This is a genomic window from Clostridium sp. YIM B02551 (genome assembly GCF_022324735.1).
Lineage (GTDB): Bacteria > Bacillota > Clostridia > Clostridiales > Clostridiaceae > Clostridium_T > Clostridium_T paridis.
Map to the genome: position 1 here is coordinate 240,541 of NZ_JAKGTF010000002.1, position 21,717 is coordinate 262,257.

The 21,717-nt window shown below is 29.1% G+C and carries 20 protein-coding genes and 1 other annotated feature; of the genes, 5 read left to right on the forward strand and 15 right to left on the reverse strand.

All coding sequences use genetic code 11. The features are described 5' to 3' along the window. Window positions 1-55: 55 nt before the first annotated feature. From L1S47_RS03830 to L1S47_RS03850, 5 genes are all read right to left on the reverse strand, one after another. The gene (locus L1S47_RS03830; RefSeq protein WP_202769402.1) at window positions 56-478 is read right to left on the reverse strand and encodes a hypothetical protein; all 423 of its coding nucleotides are present in this window, start codon (window positions 476-478) and stop codon (window positions 56-58) included. A gap of 51 nt (window positions 479-529) precedes the next feature. Further along, window positions 530-1,684, reverse strand: a complete 1,155-nt coding sequence (locus L1S47_RS03835) for a helix-turn-helix domain-containing protein (RefSeq protein WP_238882180.1) — start codon at window positions 1,682-1,684, stop codon at window positions 530-532. A gap of 133 nt (window positions 1,685-1,817) precedes the next feature. Continuing rightward, window positions 1,818-2,309: a YajQ family cyclic di-GMP-binding protein gene (locus L1S47_RS03840; RefSeq protein ID WP_238882181.1), complete on the reverse strand. Its 492-nt coding sequence runs from the start codon at window positions 2,307-2,309 to the stop codon at window positions 1,818-1,820. 72 nt (window positions 2,310-2,381) lie between these two features. Further along, on the reverse strand, window positions 2,382-3,500 hold the full coding sequence (locus tag L1S47_RS03845; RefSeq protein ID WP_238882182.1) for a Ger(x)C family spore germination protein: 1,119 nt from the start codon (window positions 3,498-3,500) through the stop codon (window positions 2,382-2,384). A 3-nt stretch (window positions 3,501-3,503) separates the two neighbouring features. Next, complete coding sequence (locus L1S47_RS03850) at window positions 3,504-4,901, reverse strand: spore germination protein (RefSeq protein WP_238882183.1); 1,398 nt, start codon at window positions 4,899-4,901, stop codon at window positions 3,504-3,506. Window positions 4,902-4,999: 98 nt separating this feature from the next. Here L1S47_RS03850 and L1S47_RS03855 point away from each other — a divergent pair, with 98 nt between their 5' ends. From L1S47_RS03855 to trpS, 4 genes are all read left to right on the forward strand, one after another. Beyond that, window positions 5,000-6,070, forward strand: coding sequence for an endospore germination permease (locus L1S47_RS03855; protein ID WP_238882184.1), 1,071 nt, complete (start codon window positions 5,000-5,002; stop codon window positions 6,068-6,070). Between the two features lie 167 nt (window positions 6,071-6,237). Next, on the forward strand, window positions 6,238-6,402 hold the full coding sequence (locus L1S47_RS03860; protein WP_238882185.1) for a zinc-ribbon domain-containing protein: 165 nt from the start codon (window positions 6,238-6,240) through the stop codon (window positions 6,400-6,402). A gap of 174 nt (window positions 6,403-6,576) precedes the next feature. Continuing rightward, the gene (locus tag L1S47_RS03865; RefSeq protein ID WP_202769384.1) at window positions 6,577-6,732 is read left to right on the forward strand and encodes a DUF5670 family protein; all 156 of its coding nucleotides are present in this window, start codon (window positions 6,577-6,579) and stop codon (window positions 6,730-6,732) included. A 60-nt stretch (window positions 6,733-6,792) separates the two neighbouring features. Further along, window positions 6,793-7,023 (forward strand) — a binding site (T-box leader). A gap of 44 nt (window positions 7,024-7,067) precedes the next feature. Continuing rightward, a complete protein-coding gene (trpS, locus tag L1S47_RS03870) occupies window positions 7,068-8,066 on the forward strand; it encodes a tryptophan--tRNA ligase (RefSeq protein ID WP_238882186.1) in 999 nt (332 codons plus the stop codon). A 33-nt stretch (window positions 8,067-8,099) separates the two neighbouring features. Here trpS and galU read toward each other — a convergent pair whose 3' ends face one another. Further along, window positions 8,100-8,972 carry a UTP--glucose-1-phosphate uridylyltransferase GalU gene (gene galU, locus L1S47_RS03875; RefSeq protein ID WP_202769382.1) on the reverse strand — a complete coding sequence of 291 codons (873 nt, stop codon included), beginning with the start codon at window positions 8,970-8,972 and terminating at the stop codon, window positions 8,100-8,102. Between the two features lie 182 nt (window positions 8,973-9,154). Here galU and L1S47_RS03880 point away from each other — a divergent pair, with 182 nt between their 5' ends. Beyond that, window positions 9,155-10,612, forward strand: a complete 1,458-nt coding sequence (locus L1S47_RS03880; RefSeq protein WP_238882187.1) for a cell wall-binding repeat-containing protein — start codon at window positions 9,155-9,157, stop codon at window positions 10,610-10,612. A 75-nt stretch (window positions 10,613-10,687) separates the two neighbouring features. On the opposite strand, the gene L1S47_RS03885 is transcribed toward L1S47_RS03880, so the two are convergent. The 9 genes from L1S47_RS03885 to L1S47_RS03925 form a co-directional block, all read right to left on the reverse strand. Next, window positions 10,688-12,127 (reverse strand): oligosaccharide flippase family protein, encoded by a 1,440-nt coding sequence (locus L1S47_RS03885; RefSeq protein WP_238882188.1) that lies wholly within the window; start codon window positions 12,125-12,127, stop codon window positions 10,688-10,690. Then, on the reverse strand, window positions 12,124-13,275 hold the full coding sequence (locus L1S47_RS03890; RefSeq protein ID WP_238882189.1) for a glycosyltransferase family 4 protein: 1,152 nt from the start codon (window positions 13,273-13,275) through the stop codon (window positions 12,124-12,126). Before L1S47_RS03890 ends, L1S47_RS03885 begins: the two co-directional genes overlap by 4 nt. Before the next feature lie 62 nt (window positions 13,276-13,337). Then, a complete protein-coding gene (locus tag L1S47_RS03895) occupies window positions 13,338-14,774 on the reverse strand; it encodes an O-antigen ligase (protein ID WP_238882190.1) in 1,437 nt (478 codons plus the stop codon). Window positions 14,775-14,781: 7 nt separating this feature from the next. Then, the gene (locus L1S47_RS03900; protein ID WP_238882191.1) at window positions 14,782-16,143 is read right to left on the reverse strand and encodes an ABC transporter substrate-binding protein; all 1,362 of its coding nucleotides are present in this window, start codon (window positions 16,141-16,143) and stop codon (window positions 14,782-14,784) included. Window positions 16,144-16,168: 25 nt separating this feature from the next. Beyond that, the gene (locus tag L1S47_RS03905; protein ID WP_238882192.1) at window positions 16,169-17,251 is read right to left on the reverse strand and encodes a Gfo/Idh/MocA family protein; all 1,083 of its coding nucleotides are present in this window, start codon (window positions 17,249-17,251) and stop codon (window positions 16,169-16,171) included. A gap of 16 nt (window positions 17,252-17,267) precedes the next feature. Continuing rightward, window positions 17,268-17,876 (reverse strand): sugar transferase, encoded by a 609-nt coding sequence (locus tag L1S47_RS03910; RefSeq protein WP_202765642.1) that lies wholly within the window; start codon window positions 17,874-17,876, stop codon window positions 17,268-17,270. Between the two features lie 17 nt (window positions 17,877-17,893). After that, the gene (locus tag L1S47_RS03915) at window positions 17,894-19,120 is read right to left on the reverse strand and encodes a glycosyltransferase family 4 protein (protein ID WP_238882193.1); all 1,227 of its coding nucleotides are present in this window, start codon (window positions 19,118-19,120) and stop codon (window positions 17,894-17,896) included. A gap of 15 nt (window positions 19,121-19,135) precedes the next feature. Beyond that, entirely contained in the window at window positions 19,136-20,185 is a 1,050-nt protein-coding gene (wecB, locus tag L1S47_RS03920; RefSeq protein ID WP_238882194.1) for a non-hydrolyzing UDP-N-acetylglucosamine 2-epimerase, read from the reverse strand. A gap of 99 nt (window positions 20,186-20,284) precedes the next feature. After that, on the reverse strand, window positions 20,285-21,643 hold the full coding sequence (locus L1S47_RS03925; RefSeq protein ID WP_238882195.1) for a polysaccharide deacetylase family protein: 1,359 nt from the start codon (window positions 21,641-21,643) through the stop codon (window positions 20,285-20,287). Between the last annotated feature and the right edge of the window lie 74 nt (window positions 21,644-21,717).

Consider the following 21,717-nt stretch of genomic DNA (forward strand, 5'->3'; position numbering starts at 1 on the left):
AAGATATTTTAAATGGATGTAACCTAGTTTTATATTAAAGAAATTGTTTTCAAATCTAACTATAGCTATAGCTATACTGCCTTATAAATTCAGGCACGTCATTACAATTATGATTTAAGTTTATAAAAAACTTAACTCCAAACCTCCTACTTAAATTTTTCATTTTTTCGAACAATAACTCGGCTCCATTAAGTTCATTACCTCTGACAATGTTTGAAAGACCATCTACATAAATATTTTCGATGTCATAGTTTTCAGAAATTAGACCGCATAAAAAACCATAAAAGCTTTCATAATCCTTTAAAGTAAACTCTTCAGTTGAGATAAACCGTATTTTTCTATTTAATGATAACATCGTTCTATTATCATCATCTATAAATACCGAATCTCCTTTAGCATCCTCTAAATTGTCATTTGCTAAGTTTATAAGTTTTTTGGTTTTTCCTGATCCTCTTTCGCTACAAAATACCTGAATCATTCTTACCACCCCTTATATTTATTTAATTGGTATAGAGATAAATCCCTACACCTAATTTTCACAAATTGACCATCCTGGGAAAATGACTTTAAAAATTCCTTCAATCCTTGAGTTAACAAACTTTACCCGCCCTTTACCATAAAAAGCTTTTTTCATTATATTAAACCCATCCACACCTTGTGAAAAGCGCTTATTATCATCTAAAGTAATCATTTTTTCATATAACCATATATTCCTTTTTAAGTAGCTAAAGTTATTTTGATAAACCTTTGGATATAGGAGGTTTCCTGGACTCATTACTTCAATTGATTTATATCCTATAACTACATCTATTCCTCTATTTATATGAGTATAATCTCTATATAATACCGCGTTTTTTAATGCTTCAAGTATTGGTTTTTTAGGATATTTATTGGGTAAAATCTCATTTATCTTCTTTTCACTTTCATCTATTATATTCATGAGATTCCCTGAAATAACTACTGTTTCTTCTATACTTTCTTTATTTAATACCCTAATTGTAACAATATTATTAGGTATGTATAAATAATTTATATCTGAGAAAACTAATAATCCACCTAGTGAGCAAAAATAATTATCTGAGTCACCATCTCTTACTATTATGGATGCACTTTCTAAGAGAAACTCTTTATTTTCATCATTTATGATTATACCCTTCTTTTGAAAATACTTATTTACTAAATTCATATTTAAAGCGCTAATATTGCTTCGTATGAGAGGAAATGATTCTAATACTATATTTAAGTTTTCTTGGAATGCAGATAATAATTCCTCTTTTCTCATAACATCTGTTGTAGATCCTCTTCTAATATAAAAAGCTCCATTTTCTCTTATTTGATATGGTTTTTGCTGCCCATCATATATAGTTATTACTCCAATATGCTTTTTTTCAATTTCAAAAAAATCTACTTTTATAGGAATTGGTGTTTCACATCTAGAAGCTACTATTTGTTGAATTTGTTCTTCACTAAAAATGTAATCCTTATCAATCCCAATAATATTTTTAGTTTTATCCTCAATTCCTACTATTAAGTACCCTCTTCCCCCTTTGGAGTTTGCAATAGCGCAAATATCTTTAGCAAGTTCCTTTTTTCCACTATCTGAGCTTATATCTATCTTTTGCTTAAAATCTAACTTTATTCCCTCTTCTTGTTTAATAAGGGTCATTAATTTTCTTCTATCCATAACTTTTCCCCTTATATCCTTCTTATATTCATTATAGTATATAATATAAATAATTTATATAAAAAGTCTACTAATATAAAATAAAAGTGATTAAAAGTAATCTAAATTACCCTAATCACTTTTATAAATCCTTTTATCTAAAATTTACAAATTGAACAGCTATATTGAAATCTTTTTGTTTTACTAGTCCAATCACTTCTTGTAAATCATCCTTACTCTTTCCAGTTATTCTTAATTGATCTTCCATTACTTGTGTTTGCACTTTAATTTTAGATGCTTTAATTTCACTTTGAATTTCTTTTGCTTTTTCTTTAGAAATTCCATTTACAATCTTAGCTGCAACTCTTACTGTCCCCAAGCTAGCAGTATCAATTTTTCCAATATCAAGAGCTTTAGGTGAAATTCCTCTCTTAACAAATTTAGCTTTTAATATTTCTATAGTTGTTTTTAACTTATATTCATCTTCTGAGTGTATTTTTATTTCATCTTTTAATAATTCAATAGACGTTTTGCTTCCTTTAAAATCGTATCTTTGACTTATTTCTTTTAACGCTTGATTTACAGCATTGTCAACTTCTTGCATATCAACCTGTGAAACAATATCGAAAGAATAACTACTTGCCATATTTCTTCCCCCTTGGTAAATTATTGATGTTATATTAAATAGTTTAAAATATTTATTATGTATATTCAATAGTTATAGAGAATTCTTTGTTTTTGAGGTTCCTTCAATATTCAAATCTACATCAACTATTAGGTCTGTTAATCTAATAGGATCTTCAATTTCTACTTTAGAGTATTTTTTGCTTAATCTATTCTCTACTTGAAATATATCGATATTTTGGTTCTTGTAAACACTGAATACTTGTGAAAGATGCTTTTTAATATTTTCTGCTTCCCAAGTTTTTATATAATTAATAACATTTTCATCTACTACGAGTTTACCTTGAGCTTCTGCTATTGATGTATTTATTATTATTTTTTTGAAAAGTCTTACCCTTTGACCATCATATTGAATATCAGTTTTAGTTTTACTTTTTAAAATTTCTAAAGTCACAAAAGTATCTCTATCTTGTGGATTTCTTACTTCAAGAGTACCAGATTTTACATTATCTCTTAAAAAGTTAAAGCTTAGTCCCTCACCTTCATTGATGTTTTGTACAAGTCTGTCTCCCTTAAATATGCCTCCACCAGAAAGTTCTAGCTTTTTTCCTACAATATCCTCTTTAAATCTTAACCCTCCTATGACAGTTGTTCCATTACCTGCCATCCTCTCAGATAAATAATCACTTGTATTCATGTACAGTACTGTAGGAGTTGTTTTCATTTTCTGTGTTAATTCATTTAAGTATAGACCTAAGTATTCATCATTATCTCCAAATTTAATTAGTGGGTCTAATGATCCATAATATACAAACATATCTGGCTTTACTAATAATTCTTGATCTTTTTCTATTAAGTCTATGTGTCTTTTTAATCCTTTTCTTGCTGCATTTTCTGTAAATATATAAGCTCTATTTTGAGTAAAGTTAATTTTGTATGAGGAACTTCTCCCAACATCCCGAATAGCCTCGAGAAAAGTCTTTCCTGTACCCGCATAGACTATTCTCTTACCTTTATCCGAACTTTCATTTGTGTTTCTATAAGGATTTATACATTCCAAATATATTACAACATTATCAAAAGGATCCAAGTCTAAGATTGCAGAAGTCACAAATGTAACTTTATTTATATCTCTATAGTTATAGCATCCTGTAGATGCTGCCATAAGAATCCCTACCATTAATAATCCTATTGTCCTCTTTAGTTTTCTCACTATTTATTCCCCCTTACTAAATATTTTTCCAGATATCTTTCTTAAATCACCTCTAAAGATAATATCCTTAAATTCATGCTTTTTAGTTGTACCTAGTGGAAATAAATAACTATATCCAGTTGTTTTTAGCGAAGCCAAGTGAGTAATCAATACCATTTCCCCAATAGTAAATCCTATTAATCCATAAGCTGTAGATAAAACCACAATAATAATAGACCATATAGAAACTGCTCCATATACTTTTGGTATCAAAAAATAACTAACGGTACTTATTGCAACAACTAAAATAGTAGTTCTTGAAGCTAAGCCTGCCCCTACTGCTGCATCTCCGAGTATCAATGCAGATACTATACTCATGGCTCCTCCTATTGGTTGAGGCAATCTTAAACCTGCTTCTTTTATCAGTTGAAAAAAAACCATCATTAGAATGACTTCTAAAAATGTTGGAAATGGAACTCCCGCCCTCGCTACTGCCAATCTAAATACAAATAATGTTGGAATCATTCCATAATGGTATGTTATTATAGCAACGTATATACCTGGCAAAAATGTTGCTATAAAAAATGCAATCCATCTAAGACTTCTGGTGAAATTCACAAAATACTTATTTAAGTAATAGTCATCTGGTGCTTGAAAATTCTCCAAGAAGAAATATGGAACAGTAATGACAAAAGGTGTTCCATCAACAATTACTGATACCCTTCCCTCCATAATTTTTGAACAAACTTCGTCTGGCTTTTCTGTATATCCTACAGTATCAAAAACACTTTTTCTTTCCTTAAGTTCATTTTCTATGTAGTTTGTATCTAATATAAAGTTGTATTTTATTTTCTTTACTTTACGTTTTACCTCTTCAACTAAATTACTTGGAGCAATACCATCCATATAACATATGCAAATGGTTGTTTGAGATTCAGTTCCGGCAAACATTACTTCAAATTTCAAGCTAGGATTTTTTATTCTTCTTCTGATTAATGCTACATTATCAACTAGTGCTTCCGCAAACCCCTCTCTAGGGCCTTTAAGTACTGATTCTGTAACAGGTATACCTATACTTCTCCTAACAAAACCTTTAACTTCACAATAAAGCATTTTCTCATTTTGATTGAAAATAAGTACTACATCACCCATTAATATATGTAATTCAGCATCACTAATATCTTTAACGTCTCCAGCTAAATTAATATCCAATACTTTAGTTAAAAGATCTTCAGTAGTATTAATATTATTTCTTTTGGCTATTAGTGGTTTAATAATATACTGACTTATGAAATCAGATGAGCATAGATCATCTATAAATACCAGTGTTGCCTTTCCGATCTGTGTTTCAATTTCTCTATACTTTACATCAAAAGCATTATTAAACTTCTCTTTAATAATATCTAAATTATTCTTGCTCATTTCCCTCACTACTCCTTATTATTTTCTTCCATAGGGTTTAATATTCCCCAAAATAGTAAATACTATTTCAGAATAAAATTAAGAAGAGGTGGACTAATTTGGATAAAATAACAAGTAAACATTTTATGTTTTTTATTATATGTTTGACTATGCTCTCTATAAAATTATATCCTAGTCTAGTTATTGAGTGGGGGGGACGAGATGCCTGGTTATATACACTTATTGCTGGGTTAATACTTATTACTGTTGGTTACATAATAATAAATACATTTGTGAAATACAGTATTCCAGATTTAAACTTTCTATATATTAAATCCTTTGGTAAATCCTTTGGAACTATTTTTTTATTACTCTTTTCAGCAGTTTTATTTTTGAATTGTTGTGAAAGTATAACAGCTTTATCTAGTGCTATTCATACAAATTTATTTATAGAAACGCCTTTATTTTTTTCTTATTTATTTTTGATAATACCTTGTGTTTATATGGCTTCAAAAGGCATCGAAAGTATTTTTAAACTTGCATTAGTTTCAATAACATTTATGCTTATATGCACATTTCTGCTAATAATACTTGGACTTCAATATAATAAATATTTAAATGTAACTCCTATTCTAGAAAATAAATTAACTCTAAACTCATTTTTTAGCATACTCTATGCTTTGGGGCTTATGTCAACCTTTGGAATTTCCTTACCATATATAAAGAATATTTCAAAGAAAAACAATCTTAAGGCCCATTACTTTACATCTATTATTATCGCAGTAATAATTATTGTCTACTCAGTCTTCAGTATTATTTGCTCCTTAGGGCCAATAAGAGCTAACAACTTATTTTACCCAGAGTTCATTCAGGCACAAAGGATATCTTACGGAGGATATATTGAAAGTGGTGAATTATTTGTTTTAATGGAATATATGCTTGGTTTTATTATTAAATATTTATTATGCATATACGGAATATTCTATATTAATCAAAGCAAACTCACTAACAAACTTAAATTTTTCACCATCATATCAATATTCATATTCTTGTTTTGCTTTTATTTTAGTAAAAATACTTATAATTTTATTGTAGAATTAAACTACTTATCCTTAGCAAATTTAGTCGTTATTTTGATAATTCCGCTAATAGCGTGTATGCTTTATAAGTTTAGCCATAAAGCCAGTTAGTAGAAATTTTTTCCTTGAAAAATATTGTTTTTAAGTACTGATATGATATAATATTTTTGTACAGTATATGGGAAATTTTTAATGATAAATTTTTACTTTCTTTAAGATCTGGAAGGTTAAAATTATCTCTAAAATGACCCTACAGATTTTTAAGGAGGTCCATAGATATGGAAGATAAAACTTTAGTATGTAAAGATTGTGGAAAGGAATTTGTTTTCACTGTTGGTGAACAAGAATTCTTTAAAGAAAAAGGATTCGAAAATGATCCTGTAAGATGCCCTGAGTGCAGAAAAGCTAGAAAAGCTCAAAAATTCAACAGAGACAGATTCTAATTCTTTTAAGAGACCCTTGCCTAATTAGGTAAGGGTCTTGTATTTTATTAATTTGAATAGCTAACACCACTCCTACAGCCCCTGTGATATACTTTGAATTATTTCTAACACAGTTTGAATTATTATTTTATATGATGGAATACTAAATACAGAATGCTTTAGGAGGTGTTATGTATGGTTTTTTTTAGATGGATTGGCGGATTTGTATTATTCTTTTGGATTTTAGGACTTATTTTTAAAATCGGTGGTTATGCTATTAATTTTTTATTAGTTTTAGCTGCAATTGTTTTTTTACTCGATGCCTTAATTGGAAGAAGAAAAAACTATTAATTCGCTTCGTTGACAGTCTTCTTTCATAATCATATAATATATATTATAATATAATACTAGTTGATTCCTATGAAAAGAAATAGTAAGCTTAATAACTTCTTTAAAGAGAGCTGTAGCTGGTGAGATTACAGTAAGTAAGATTAAGCTGAATGGATCTTTGAGGTTTTTAGCTGAATTTTAAGTAGGCTAAAACGATTGTTCTACGTTAAAAGAACAAGATATATTTGTATCTTATTTAAGAAGAGTATTACTCTAAAAGATAGGTGGCACCGCGTTTTATACGCCCTATGGATTATATCCATAGGGCTTATTTTAATTTTGAGAGGAGAAATACAATGGATGAAAGTAAAAAAGTTATCTTTAGTGGTATTCAACCATCAGGCGATTTAACCTTAGGAAACTATTTAGGAGCATTAAAAAACTGGGTAAAGTTGCAAGAAGAATATGATTGTTATTTTTGTGTAGTTGACTTGCATGCAATAACTGTTAGACAAACCCCTGCTAACCTAAGAAAAAAAACTTTAGAAATGTTAGCAATTTATATAGGAGCCGGCATTGACCCTGAAAAGAATACTTTATTTATTCAATCTCATGTTTCAGCACATAGTGAATTATCTTGGTTATTGGCTTGTAATACTTATATGGGTGAGCTTGGAAGGATGACTCAATATAAGGACAAATCGCAAAAACTAGGGGATTCTATAGGTTCTGGCTTATTCAACTACCCAGTATTAATGGCTGCTGATATATTATTATATAATGCAGACCTAGTCCCTGTTGGTAAAGATCAAAAACAGCACTTAGAACTATGTAGGGACATTGCAAATAGATTTAACAATACTTATAGTGATACATTCATCATACCTGAACCCTATATTCCTGCAACTGGTGCTAAAATAATGGATTTACAAGATCCATCAAGAAAAATGTCCAAATCAAATGAAAATCCAAATACCTATATATTAATTATGGACCCACCAGATGTTATACGAAAGAAGATAAGTAGAGCTGTTACTGATACTTTAGGTAAAATTAATTACTCTGATGATCAGCCAGGGATTAAAAATCTAATAAATATCCTTAGTTCGATTAAAGGAATAACTCCAGAGGATGTAGTTACTAATTATGCTGACAAAGGGTATGCTGAATTTAAGAAAGATGTTGGTGATGCGATTGTAGATGAATTGGCTCCTCTACAAGAAAAAATCAATAACCTTTTATCAAATAAATCTTATTTAGAGGAAATTTATAAAAATGGTGCTATTAAAGCAAACTACGTAGCAAATAAAACTTTAAGAAAAGTTCAAAAGAAAATTGGATTAATTCCTAGATAAATAAAAAAAAGAGAGTAATACTCTCTTTTTTTATTATACTCTTTCCCATGGCTTAGAAGCTAGATACTCTATGAATTCATCTCTTAAATCTTCTTTTCTTAATGCATACTCTACAGTAGCTTCTAAAAATCCTAATTTATCTCCAACATCATATCTTCTTCCTTCGAAATTAAAGGCATACATTGCTTCCTGAGATATTAATTCCTTTAGTGCATCAGTTAATTGTATTTCTCCACCCTTTCCAGGCTTAGTATTCTTTAAAATATCAAATATTTGAGGAGTTATAATATATCGCCCTAATATGGCTACATCACTTGGTGTTTCCTCAACATTTGGTTTTTCAACAAGATTTTTAACTTTATATACTCTATCTTCTATATGTTTTCCATCAACAATTCCGTACTTACTTACATCACTTCTAGGCACTGTTTGTACGCCTAAAATTGAAGTTTTATATTCATCGAAGCATTCTATCAATTGCTTTAAACAAGGTTTTTCACTATAAACTACGTCATCTCCTAAAAGAACTGCAAAGGGCTCGTTCCCAACGAAAGTTTTAGCACATAGTATAGCATGTCCCAATCCTTTAGGCTCTTTTTGTCTAATGTAATGGATATCAACCATATCCGAAATGTCTCTAACTATTTCTAATAGTTCTTCCTTGCCATTCTTCTCTAATTCCATTTCTAATTCAACGGATTTATCAAAATGATCTTCAATACATTTTTTATTTCTCCCAGTAATTATCAATATTTCCTCTATACCAGAAGCTATTGCCTCTTCAATAATATACTGTATTGTTGGCTTATCAACTATAGGTAACATTTCCTTTGGTTGAGCCTTTGTTGCTGGTAAAAATCTTGTTCCTAAACCAGCTGCTGGAATTATAGCTTTTTTAACCTTCATATCTTCATCCTTACCTTTCTAATTCTTTATCCTATATTAAAGTTTAACATAATAAGGATATTACATCAATATTAGTTAACTATTCATATTTAATTCTCTTTCTTCACAACTGTATTATTCTTATTGTATAATAAAGATAAACTTATTAATGCTTTACAATATAAATGAATGGAGAATAGTCTATGTATAATTTCTATAATAAAAGACTTTTTAAAATTTTATGTTTCTCTCTTATTACTTTTTTAATTTCAGCAACTTTCGTTTTACCAGCCAAAGCAATAAGCACTCCATCAATATATTATTCTATTGAGCAATCACCTATTCACGTTGGTGATAATTTTATAATCAATGTAAATGCAAAAAGTGTTCAAAATTTATTTGGTGCATCTATAGATTTATATTATGACAAATCATATATCCAAGTTTCTAATATCACAGTTGGAGACATATTTAGTAATGGTAATTCTACTTATGGAAATCCAGTTATTGATACCGCAAACGGTAAGATATCCTTCTATTCAACCTTAATAGGTAATGTTCCTGGCTTAAATATAACGGACGGAACTTTATTTAAAATTTATGGTAAGGCATTGAAAAATGGTGCTATAAATTTATCAACAATTAATGGAGGAAGTTCTTCTCAAAATATAAATACAATGCAGATTAAACTATCAGATAGCAGCGGTTCTAAAGTTAGTTTTAGTTCAACATCTCTTAACTTAAGCATATTGTCTCCCACAGGCATCTCAAGATTAGGAGGATCAGATAGATATGGTACCTCTACAGCTATCAGTCGAGAAGGTTGGCCATCAGGTTCTAATAATGTGGTTCTTGCATACGCATATGATTTTCCAGATGCATTAGCTGCAGTGCCTCTAGCTTACTCATTAAATGCTCCTATTTTACTGGTTGATCTTAATTCCATACCAAGCTCCGTTCAGTATGAAATTGCAAGATTACATCCCCAAAACATCTATATACTGGGAAGCACTGGCGTTATTTCTTCAAACGTTGAAAATTCATTGAAAACCAATTATAAGGTGTTTCGTTTTGGTGGAAGTGACAGATTTGCAACCTCAATACAAATTGCCAAGCAAGTTTTAAATAGTACTTCAAGTAAGACAGCTGTGTTAACCACTGCATTCGATTTTCCAGATGCTCTATCAATCAGTCCAACTGCAGCATTACTTGGATATCCTATACTATTTACTACTCCAAGTACTCTAGAACCTTCTATTCAATCATTTATTCTTAATAATGGTATTAATAAAATTGTAATTCCAGGAAGCTATGGAGCTGTCTCCTTAAATGTTGAAAATCAATTAAAAAACCTAGGAATTACTATAGTCAGACTTGATGGTCAAGATAGATTTAGTACTTGTTTAAAAATTTTAAATGCTTATAAGAATACTTTCTCTGTTGGAAATGTGATTACAACTGGACTTGATTTTCCTGATGCATTAACTGGAGGTGTGCTTGCAGCCAAGATGAGACTACCTATTATTTTGACAAGCGGCAACTCTATTGATAGCAATATTATGAATTTTGTTAAGAGAGATGGTCCATCAAATTTATATGTTCTTGGAGGAGCAGGATTACTTTCTGATAATTTCATAAATAACATAAAATTGAATCAATAAACAAATTTACTTCAATAAAAAAAGATGATTCCTTCTTTATATGGAATCATCTTTTTATTTATATTATCTTAAGTTCTACAATTCTTCTTTACCTTTTCCAAGTTTTGTTGACAAAAAACCTGAAGCCAAGGAGTATACCTCTTTAACATGTTTAATATTAAGTAAAAGGAAAATTATAATAAATACTGCATTTAAAAATGAATTATTAAATACCACATCAACAATTGACGCAGCAATCATAATACTTGTGTTTGCAATATAAACTTTATAATCAAATTTTCCCCATACAATACTTGAGAATATTGTTCTTAGCCAGAAGAAGGTTATATAAGCCACAGCTGATGATATTGCTGCACCTAATGAACCTAACTTAGGTACTAAAATGAAATTTAAAATAAAATTAATTACTGCAACTAAAATGGAAATTATCAAGTTAAAGCTTGTTTTTCTTTTAAATGTAATCCCGATTGCAGTAGATTCTGACATTGTATACAATACAGGCATAAATAGTAAGTATGTTAATGAACTAGCCGCATTATCATAACTACTTGCTAATACCATCATAAGGATTTTCTTAAATATCAACATGCAAATAAACAAGAATGTCATTACTATTGTAAGATAATCACTTACCTTGATAAACTTCTCCCTAGGCTCCCCTTCTTCATACCATCTATATGCAGTTGGCACCCAGAAAGTTGCGAAGACCTGTTGAAATATTCCAAGTACATTTGATATTTTAAGTGCTGCGGCAAATAATCCTATTTCGTAATATGTTGACCACTCTTTTAATGCCATTCTATCCATTGATCCAAATATCCAACTAATAATAGTTGCAGGAATTAATGGTAATGCAAATTTAAACATTCTTCTGATAAGAACTTTATCAAAATTTATCTTACTCAACCAATATTCTCTATTTATTATTATTTCAGCCATAACCATAATAACTAAGCTAATAAAGGTTGCATTTATAATAGCTTTAAAGCTTTTTTCAACTAATAGGAAATATCCCAACAATACGAATAGGTTAACTACTTTATTAATAACACTCATCATTGAAAATAAAACTGCTTTTTCTTGCATTCTTAAAATGAGCATATTAAAATTATCCATAACTGCGAAAGGCATAGATATACTCAATAAAAGCATAATATACCATTCATAACTATCAAATAGTGCCATTGATATTGGCTTGTAAAATATTAAAATAGCTATAGAAAATAAAAGCGAAAATATAAATGGTATTGTAAAACTACTCCAAAACAACTTTTTCTTGTCTTTTACAGCATTATATTCTCTTACAAACGCTTGATCCATTCCTAGGTATATTATCAAAGAAAATAATGTATATCCTAGTGTGTACATTGATGATTTCCCGAATTCTTCAGGAGAAACAAAATATGTGGTTATAGGAACTATAATCAATCCTAAAAAGGCTGAAACAACCGGACCAATCGAGAATCCTAGAAATTTTTTAATAAAACTACTTAATGTATTACTTATGACATTCACCCCTGATTCTTAATAACACTTCTATAAACATCAATTATTTTACTTGCTATAACATCCTTACTAAAATTATGTTTGCAATAGCTTTTAATTTCATCAGAATCATATTTATTAATGTTATTATACATATTTAACATGGCTTCACCAAAACCATCTATATCATCTACGTCCACAATTTTTCCACAAATATCATTTATAATTGTGTCTGGCCCACCAGTCTTTGTACCTATTACTGGCTTACCAAATGTTAAAGCTTCTAAAAAAACTATGCCAAATGTCTCAAATCTACTTGCAAGAGCAAAGACATCACAATTTGCCATATGTATCGCTACCTCTTCCCTTGATAAACCACCTAACATTATAATTCTATCTTTTAAATCGTATTTTTCAATTAGTTCTTCTAATCTTCCACGTTCTTCTCCATCTCCACCTATATAAAGTTCCACATTACTGAATGCTTCTTTATTTTTATTAAAGGCTTCCACTAAAATGTCCATTCCTTTATTCTGATACAGTGTTCCCAAACTAAAGAATCTAAATCTAGTTTTATTCTTGTCACTTTCTATTCTTTGTTCCTTTAGGGTTAGCATATTGGGAATAAGTCTTAAGTTTCCTTCACCCCTATACACAGAGATATCTTTAAGAAGACCTTTGCCAACAGCAATAACTTCTTTGGCATTACCAAAGGCTCCGTATAAATATCTTTTTACAGTATCATTAATTTCATTCATAGAAAATGCAGATGAATGCTCTGTAATGATATACGGAGTATCTATATTTGACAAGTTATATGCAATAGCCCCATAAATAGAAGAATGAATGTGAACTAGGTCAAAACTTCCTTCTTTTTCTACAACCCTTTTGAAATACTTTCTAATTAAATAACTATAGTATTTAAAGAACAATCCATACATTCTTGGAAATACATTAAATGTATTATACCTATATACTTTAATTCCATTTTCTATTGAAAATGAAAATCCAACTTTTAATTTTGTAGTAAACATCTGCTTTAAACTAATGAAGTGTACATAAAGTATTATTCCCTCAATCCCATTTTCCTTCAAAGCCTCAACTTGTTCTTTAAAAAAAACTCCAGAAACTTTATTATCCTCTGTTGGGTACCAAGATGGGATGGTTAAAATTTTCATAAACTCCTCCAGATTTTACATTTTATACTCAAATTCATTTAATTAAGTAGAATATATATTCATTAGTTTTCTATCTTTTTAGGTCTCGTATTAATTACTGATAATGCAATTACTATCCAAAGCATAATTGTTGGAGTAACTACCCCTTTATGGTTAAATTCTATTCCTGTTGTAATTCCTAAAAACATATACATTACTAATGATGCATTTATTGCCTTGCTCTCAGTATAACTTAATACACACGCTTTAATTCTATTTGCATATATCATTATGAATACAATAAGAGCAAAAATCCCAAGTTCTACAGATATTTGCATCAATACATTATGTGCTAACTCCATAGTATAATCAGGAACTGCAGAATTATTTCTTAGATCCTCAGGCAACATCATATATCCATCTAAAACATATTTCCTATAAAATTCGTTAAAGAATCCCATTCCAATACCAAAGGGATACTTAATTGACACATAAATACTTGTAATTATCGCTTGAACCCTTGCCATTGTTGATTCATTTTGTAAAAGAGATACTCCCTGTATTCCCCTATGCATAATGTATGGAATGGTCCATTTTGCAGTTGCAAGAACGATTCCTATAAAAGCATAGAAAATCTTAATATATCTCTTATTTAATAATAATAAAATAAAGATAATAATAACAGCTAACCAAGCCCCTCTAGAGAACGTTACAAAAATACTAAGTGATTGAAGCAAAAATGATACTATATAAAATATCTTATTAGTCTCGCTGTACTTTTTATATAACAGAGTATCTACTAGTAATGGATATACAATTAGTATTACAAATACAAAATTGTTTGAATTATGAAATCCAAATGTAATAATATCTCTAGATGCCTTAAGTGCTGCAAATGAAAATGCATGATTTTTAATAATTTGAACAAATCCATATAAGCAGCTTAAGTTAACTGCCAAGATAAGCATAAATATAACTCTATGCATTTCATCTTTGCTTATTACTGCAGCTAAAACGAACATAAACATTATTGGTATTAGCACACTTGTTGTAGTTAATGCAAAACTCTTCATAATATCAGGAGAAAAGATTGCACTAATATAACTGCAAATAACAAAAAATATTATATAAGTAAATAGGTTTCTTGTAAGATTTTTTGATTTGTTATATTCACCCAGCATATTTTTTATTCTTGTAAAGTTTAGAGCAAATACACCTATTATATATATAGATTCAAAGTTTAATATTATAAGCTTTACGTCAAGATAAAATACCTTTCTGGCTGTAACTAGAACAGGTAATGACAGTATAAATAATAGGATAGATCTATTTATATCTTCTTTAGATAGTACTATCTCAAATAAAACCAATGCTAATGCTAATGCAAATGTTGTTGAGTCTTTTATTCCTATTTTTCTTATTAGAAATATCTCCGATAAAATTGAAAATAGGAGTATAGCAATTAAGTATTTATTATTGATCCTTTTTATTGAAGCTATTGTTTCCTTAATTTCACTCATAAATTCCCTACTCCTTATATTTATCAACGTCTATATTTCCAGAATCAGAAGCTCTCTTTAATGCTCCACTATATTGATCATTAAGTTGTTTAATTGCATCTTCTATAGATATCTTATCTTTTATTGCATCTAATAATATCTTAGTAATAGCTGTACTATTTAAATCTACAAATGCTGAAGGATCTTTTACCTCATAATTAAACTTAGAATCATTAAAAAATTCTCCATATCTCAAGGCACTGGTATCTTTATTCTTTAATAGATTAGGTATTTGAGTTTCTGATTTAAATACCGTTAAATTAGATTTATCACTTATCAAATATTCCATTACTTTTTTAACCGCATCTAAATGTCTTTGTTGTTCTGCAAAGTTATCATTTTCACTATTAGGCTTTATACTTCCATTAATAACAAGTGTTTTTGAATTTAAGTAATAATAATTATTTTCTTTATTTAAATCAAATACTGGTAAATCAGAAATTCCTAATTCAAAATTTAAAGGTATTGTTCGCGCAAAAAAGTTTTTATCATTTGAAGTACATAAAGTCACTGCAACTTTCTGATTAGCAAAATCATATTTATTAGTTAATTTATCACTTGGATTAGTAACGAAGTTTATAAGTCCTTTAGCATACATTTCCTTATATACGCTTATTATATCCTTCATACTATCTAAAGAATATTTACCATCTTTATTACTCCAAAGTGAAGCGTAAACATTTTTATCATTTATTGCACTTGGTTCTCCAAATATAGCTTTTACATCCTCAATGTTTTTTAGTTCTAACTGTAGTGGAATTATAGATTGGTCCTTACTTTTTAACTTTTCACAAATAGAAATCAACTCATTCCAAGTTTTTGGAGCTGAATCTGCACCTATACCATATTTTTTTAACATATCCTTGTTCCAGATTATCTTAACAATATTAGACGAAATTTTTATTCCATATGGTTCACCATCATAGTAGAAATAAGGATCTCTATCTTGCTTATTATATAAGCCAATATCATTTAAATTAAGTAGTTCATTGTTAGTAAACATTTGATAAAATCCATATTGAGCTATATCAACTTTATCACTATTCACCATTGTAGTCTTTAAAATATTTGCATAATTCTTGTCATACATATTAGTTTTTATATATATATCGTTATTTTCTGCATTAAAGTTGTTAGCTAAGTATTCAAATGTACCACTACTATCATCTTTATATAGCCACACATTTACTACTTCTTTTCCTTTCATCAAAGGATCATCCGTATCTTTAACATCACCAATTTGCATATAATTTTTATATACAATAGCTCCAACTAACATGACGAAAAAGAAAATAAAGAATTTTATATTTCTTTTAACAAAATTAAACATAATATACCTTCCGTTGCTTATAATATTATTTCATGTCTAGTGTTGAAAAATCTCCCACTGGGAACTTAACTGGCAATCCAGTTTTTCTAGATTTATATGCCGCTAAAATAATAGACATAGCTTTTTTACCTTCTTCTCCGCTTATCAATGGCTGTCTATCATAATTAATTGCATCTATAACATTTTTAAATAATGGAGTATGTCCTTTTCCATAAACATTATCTATTTCTGTCTTTAACTCTTTTTTAATTTCTTCTTCGTCATCTCCATCAAATCTCCATGTTTCAAGCTCATTAACAGCTAATCCACCAATTGCTACTGTTCCTTTTTCTCCAAATATACTTAATGTTTCTTCTAAATTCTTAGGGAATACACAAGCTGTACCTTCAACTATACCAATTGCTCCGTTTTTAAATCTAATTAATATAGCTCCAAAATCTTCTGCTTCTATATCTCTCAAAAAAGTATCACATTGTGCATATACTGTATCAATTTCTCCTCCAAGCATCCATTGCAATAAATCAATATTATGTATACATTGATTCATTAATGTTCCACCATCTAATTCCCATGTTCCTCTCCATGGTGCTTGCTCGTAGTATCCCATATTTCTATTCCATAGAATTCTTGCTGTTCCATTTATCAGTTTACCAAACTTGTCATTTTCAATAGCATCTCTTAACTTAACTATTGGTTTATTGAATCTATTTTGATGACAAATAGATAACTTAACATTATTCTTATGTGCTACTTCAATCATCTCGTCTGCATCTTTTGTTGATAGCGCCATAGGTTTTTCTACTATTACATGTTTTCCTTTATTCATACAATATACAGCTATTTCATAATGATATCCGCTTTCTGTTGCAATAGTTACAACATCTATATCTTCTTTTTCAATCATTTCCTTATAGTCAGTGTACGCATTAACGCTAACTGATTCATCAGACATGTTCTTTTTATATTCTTCTTTTTTGTTATTAGCATTTTCTATTATAACGTCACAAATAGCTACTAATTCAGCTTCTTCCTTATTATTTACTAATGCTTCTACGTGTTTATATGATATTCTTCCACATCCTATAATTGCAAACTTTAATCTTTTCATAATATATTACCTTCCTCTATACAAAACATTTTATTATTGTTCTAATGATAATCATGAAATCCAAGAGTATATTACTTGCATTTATATATTCTAAATTCAGATTAATTTTATCTTTCATTATAGTATTAATATAATACTCTTCAGGATTTTCTACTGTTGCCAAAATATCATTTTCATCTCTATATTTAATAGATGCTAAATCTGTTATTCCTGGCTTAACATGTAACACTTTTTTTTGATCATCTGTGTATAAATCAACATACTTTGGTACTTCTGGTCTTGGTCCAACTAAACTCATATTTCCAATTAGTACATTTATAAGCTGCGGCAATTCATCAATTTTATATTTTCTTAAGACAGCTCCTACTTTAGTAATTCTGCTGTCCTTACCTACTGTTATTTGCTTGCCTTGCTTCTCTGCATCAACTACCATAGTTCTAAACTTAAATATTTTAAAATATTCCTCATCTTTTCCTACCCTAGTCTGCATAAAAAAAACTGGTCCCTTGGAATCAAGTTTAATTAAGATACAAACAACAATTAAAATTGGAGACAATATTACTAATCCAACTAATGAAAGAAAAAAATCAAAAAATCTCTTAACTATATTATTGATAATTTTCATGCTTCACATCCTCAATTCTATTTATTTGTGATATCTATCAATAGATTTTCTAAATTTTTTACTATTGCTTCTCTAGAATAATTCTTTATAACATATCTTCTTCCATTCTCTCCTAGTTGCTTTTTAAGCTCAGCATCTTTATAAAGCCTTAAAACTGCTTCTGCTATTTCATTAGGGTTTTCAGGTTCTACAACAATACCTGCATTGGCATCTTTAATTAATGCTTCTGCTTCTCCTTCAACGGCTAAAATTATAGGTAATTCTGAAGCCAGAGCTTCGAACATTTTTGAAGGTAAAGCACCTTTAAATAAATCCAATTTCTTTAGTGGAACTATTGTTGCATCCATTGATGCTATAATTCTAGGCATAGCTGGTTTCATTTGAACTGGCATGAATGTTATATTGTTTAGACCTTTTTCTTTCATCATTTCTATTAATTTGTCCTTTTCTGGCCCATCCCCATAAAACATGAAATGAATATCTTTATATTCCCTTAATATTTCTGCAGTTAATATTATAACTTCAAGTCCCTGCGCTATACCATGTATACCTGCATAACAAACTGAAAACTTGTCACTTATGCCTAATTCTTTTCTATATTCATCATCCCTATTTTCCTTTTTAAAGAACTCTGTATCCACACCATTAGTGATTAAGTGAACCTTTTCTTTAGGAAAGCCCCTATCAACTATATTATTTACAATACCTTTAGTTTGACCTGTTACAAGCTTTGCTTTTCTATAGCAAAATTCTTCTAACCAAGTAGACATCTTAATAAACAACTTATTATTTAGCACGCCTAACTTTACTGCTGACTCAGGCCACAAATCAGAAACATTAAAAACAAACTTTGCCTTTTTCATTTTAGATATGATATATCCTGACCATCCTAAAAATAATGGAGGGGATTCTGTTATTACTACGTCTTGATTCTCAATATGTTTAGGACCATCTATTACTGAAGAAAATGTAAATGACAAATAATTTTTCATTCTCTTAGTGAAAGATTTACTCTTTGTTGCATAAATCCTAGTTCTTACTATCTTTATTCCGTCTATTTCTTCTTTTACTATCTTTTTTCCTTGATATTCTTCAAATACTTCCCCTTTAGGGTAGTTTGGCATAGCTGTTAAAATTGTTACATCATGCCCTCTTCTCTTTAATCCTTTAGCAAACTCAAATATCCTGTTTTGTGGTGCTCCAACCTCCGGAGGACAGTATTGAGTTAAAAATAAAACTTTCATTATACCTTTTCCTTCCTAAACAATTGTCCTAACAATTTTATTCGATGCATTTCCATCACCAAAAATATTTTTTTGCTCCCCTGATGGGTTGAAATTCATAATAGCATTCAAAATTTTTGTAGTATCTGTACCAACAATACAATTCCAGCCAACATTAACAGTTTCTATCCACTCAGTTTCATCTCTCATTGTAATACAAGGTTTTCCCATAAAGTAAGCTTCTTTTTGAACTCCGCCGCTATCAGTTACTATTTTTTTAGACATCATTTCTAAATACAGCATATCTAAGTATCCAACTGGTTCAATAATCTTAATATTATCTCTAATCATAAGCTTATATTCGTCTATATATTTTTTAGTTCTAGGATGTAGTGGTAAAACGATTTGTTCTTCAGACTCATTTAAAGCTTTGATAATTCCTTCTAATCTATTAATATCATTAGTATTTTCAGCTCTATGAATTGTTGTTAATATAAATTCACCTGGTGTAAGCTTTAGTTTCTCATTAATTTGAGACTTTTCTAAAGCCTTGTTTTTGAAATGTATAGTCGCATCATACATAACATCTCCAACATTATGTACGTTATTAACAACACCTTCGTTTTTTAAGTTTGCTACAGCTGTATCTGTAGGTGCAAAAAGATATTTAGATATATGATCTGTTAATATTCTATTCTGTTCTTCTGGCATACTCATATTAAAACTTCTTAACCCTGCTTCTACATGTGCTACAGGAATTAATAATTTACTTGCACATAGAGCTCCTGCCAATGTGGAATTGGTATCTCCATATACCAATACTAAGTCTGGTTTTTCCTCTAGATATATTTTTTCTAATTCTATTAACATTTTTCCGGTCTGTTCTCCATGATTTCCAGAGCCAACTTGTAAATTATAATCTGGATAAGGAATTCCTAATTCATTAAAAAAAATGTCAGACATATTGTTGTCATAATGTTGTCCTGTATGAATAAGAATTTCTTTATTTTCTTCTCTTATTATATTTGAAACCGCAGCTGCTTTTATAAACTGTGGTCTTGCTCCTACAATGGTTATTATTTTCATAATAATTTCCTCCAAAATTATTCATTTATAAACTTGTAATAACTTAACATAACACACAAAAATTATAAACTATATTTATATATTTGTCCAAAATACATGCTATTTAATCTTCTCTAAAAGTGTGTTAATCTTCTCTCTTTCTTCAAGATATCTCTTCGTTAAATCATCAGTAAATATAAAATTGCATCCTTGTTTTAAACAATACTCAATAATTTTTTTATACATATCCTTATATTGAGAATCTAATATTACTCTCTGATGCCAAAGTACAGATGCTGTTCCATTATGTTTAATTGTGTTATCCAAAAGAACTTTAATTTCTTGCCACTTTTCTTCAAAGGACACATTCTTCTCCATTACTATTCCATCCATAACTGCAAGAGGTATCTCATAAATTGGAACTATGTTATTAGTATTTAAGTTAAAAGGGATAAAAGAGTCTGTACTTGCTGCCCTAAATCCATTTACATCACTATATCCAACGGTTGAATCAAACTTTACCCCAGCCTTTTCTAGACATTCAAGTGTTTCAGGCATTTTAAATCTAAGATAATGATTCCTACAGCTATCTACTTTTGCATGAGTGTTATTTTCAATTTCCTCTATCTCTCTTTTCATTTCTTTTTCATCTAGGTAAGAAAAATAGTTTGTGTGTATCCCTATCTTATGATTTCTACTCTCATGTATTTTTTTTATATAATCGTTATATTTACTTAACTCATATCTCTTGCCAAGTCTATGCTTGTATCCTGCAATAAAATAAAACTCTGATTTTACCCCATAACTATTTTCTATTTCTAAGTAATTAGGAATTTGTAAATGTACATTTTTAATTATATCCCTAAGCATTATCCCTATTCTCTTCGATAGAGAATCATTTTTTCCCATTAAAATACTCTTACAATTATGAAGGAAAACATACTTATCTCTACTATTTAAACTATCTACGTCATGACTTAACATTATCTCAGGTCTTTTCTCTTTTAACTTAACTTGTGGAAATTTCATCTTAATAGCATCATATAAAATCTCAGCATTTATATCAAAAAAAGGTACATTTATATATTTATTTCTTTTACTGAATTGGCATAAAAATCTTTCTTTGTCATCTCTTTTTTGAATCTCATATTCTTCTTGCAATGTTATAAAATATTTTGAAGTAAAAATGATATCAAAATTAAACTTAATCTTTTGGTCAAAAACAGAATACGGTTCATCAATTTTTTCAAATGAACAGAACTTACTTTCTTTATAGTCCGAAAAATTTAATTCATTATGATTTTCTGAAAAAGGTATTACTATGCCAGTTTCTGCCTCAATTCCATAATAAATATTTATACAACCTTGCTTTTCTTCATATGATATTTCTACATCATCATCTATTTTACGAAGAAGATAAAATATAGTATAAGCTAATTCTTTATTAATTCTATCTTTATTTACAACAATATTTATCATAAATTCCCTCCAAATAAATTCATAATTTATCCTTATATAAAATAATGGTAGTATCCTATACCACCATATTTTAT

Bases quoted from the DNA above. Each gene is read 5' to 3' on its own strand.
- L1S47_RS03830 (WP_202769402.1), bottom strand. From the start codon at position 478: ATGATTCAGGTATTTTGTAGCGAAAGAGGATCAGGAAAAACCAAAAAA.
- L1S47_RS03835 (WP_238882180.1), bottom strand. From the start codon at position 1,684: ATGGATAGAAGAAAATTAATGACCCTTATTAAACAAGAAGAGGGAATA.
- L1S47_RS03840 (WP_238882181.1), bottom strand. From the start codon at position 2,309: ATGGCAAGTAGTTATTCTTTCGATATTGTTTCACAGGTTGATATGCAA.
- L1S47_RS03850 (WP_238882183.1), bottom strand. From the start codon at position 4,901: ATGAGCAAGAATAATTTAGATATTATTAAAGAGAAGTTTAATAATGCT.
- L1S47_RS03860 (WP_238882185.1), top strand. From the start codon at position 6,238: ATGGAAGATAAAACTTTAGTATGTAAAGATTGTGGAAAGGAATTTGTT.
- L1S47_RS03865 (WP_202769384.1), top strand. From the start codon at position 6,577: ATGGTTTTTTTTAGATGGATTGGCGGATTTGTATTATTCTTTTGGATT.
- trpS (WP_238882186.1), top strand. From the start codon at position 7,068: ATGGATGAAAGTAAAAAAGTTATCTTTAGTGGTATTCAACCATCAGGC.
- galU (WP_202769382.1), bottom strand. From the start codon at position 8,972: ATGAAGGTTAAAAAAGCTATAATTCCAGCAGCTGGTTTAGGAACAAGA.
- L1S47_RS03880 (WP_238882187.1), top strand. From the start codon at position 9,155: ATGTATAATTTCTATAATAAAAGACTTTTTAAAATTTTATGTTTCTCT.
- L1S47_RS03890 (WP_238882189.1), bottom strand. From the start codon at position 13,275: ATGAAAATTTTAACCATCCCATCTTGGTACCCAACAGAGGATAATAAA.
- L1S47_RS03895 (WP_238882190.1), bottom strand. From the start codon at position 14,774: ATGAGTGAAATTAAGGAAACAATAGCTTCAATAAAAAGGATCAATAAT.
- L1S47_RS03900 (WP_238882191.1), bottom strand. From the start codon at position 16,143: ATGTTTAATTTTGTTAAAAGAAATATAAAATTCTTTATTTTCTTTTTC.
- L1S47_RS03905 (WP_238882192.1), bottom strand. From the start codon at position 17,251: ATGAAAAGATTAAAGTTTGCAATTATAGGATGTGGAAGAATATCATAT.
- L1S47_RS03910 (WP_202765642.1), bottom strand. From the start codon at position 17,876: ATGAAAATTATCAATAATATAGTTAAGAGATTTTTTGATTTTTTTCTT.
- L1S47_RS03915 (WP_238882193.1), bottom strand. From the start codon at position 19,120: ATGAAAGTTTTATTTTTAACTCAATACTGTCCTCCGGAGGTTGGAGCA.
- wecB (WP_238882194.1), bottom strand. From the start codon at position 20,185: ATGAAAATAATAACCATTGTAGGAGCAAGACCACAGTTTATAAAAGCA.
- L1S47_RS03925 (WP_238882195.1), bottom strand. From the start codon at position 21,643: ATGATAAATATTGTTGTAAATAAAGATAGAATTAATAAAGAATTAGCT.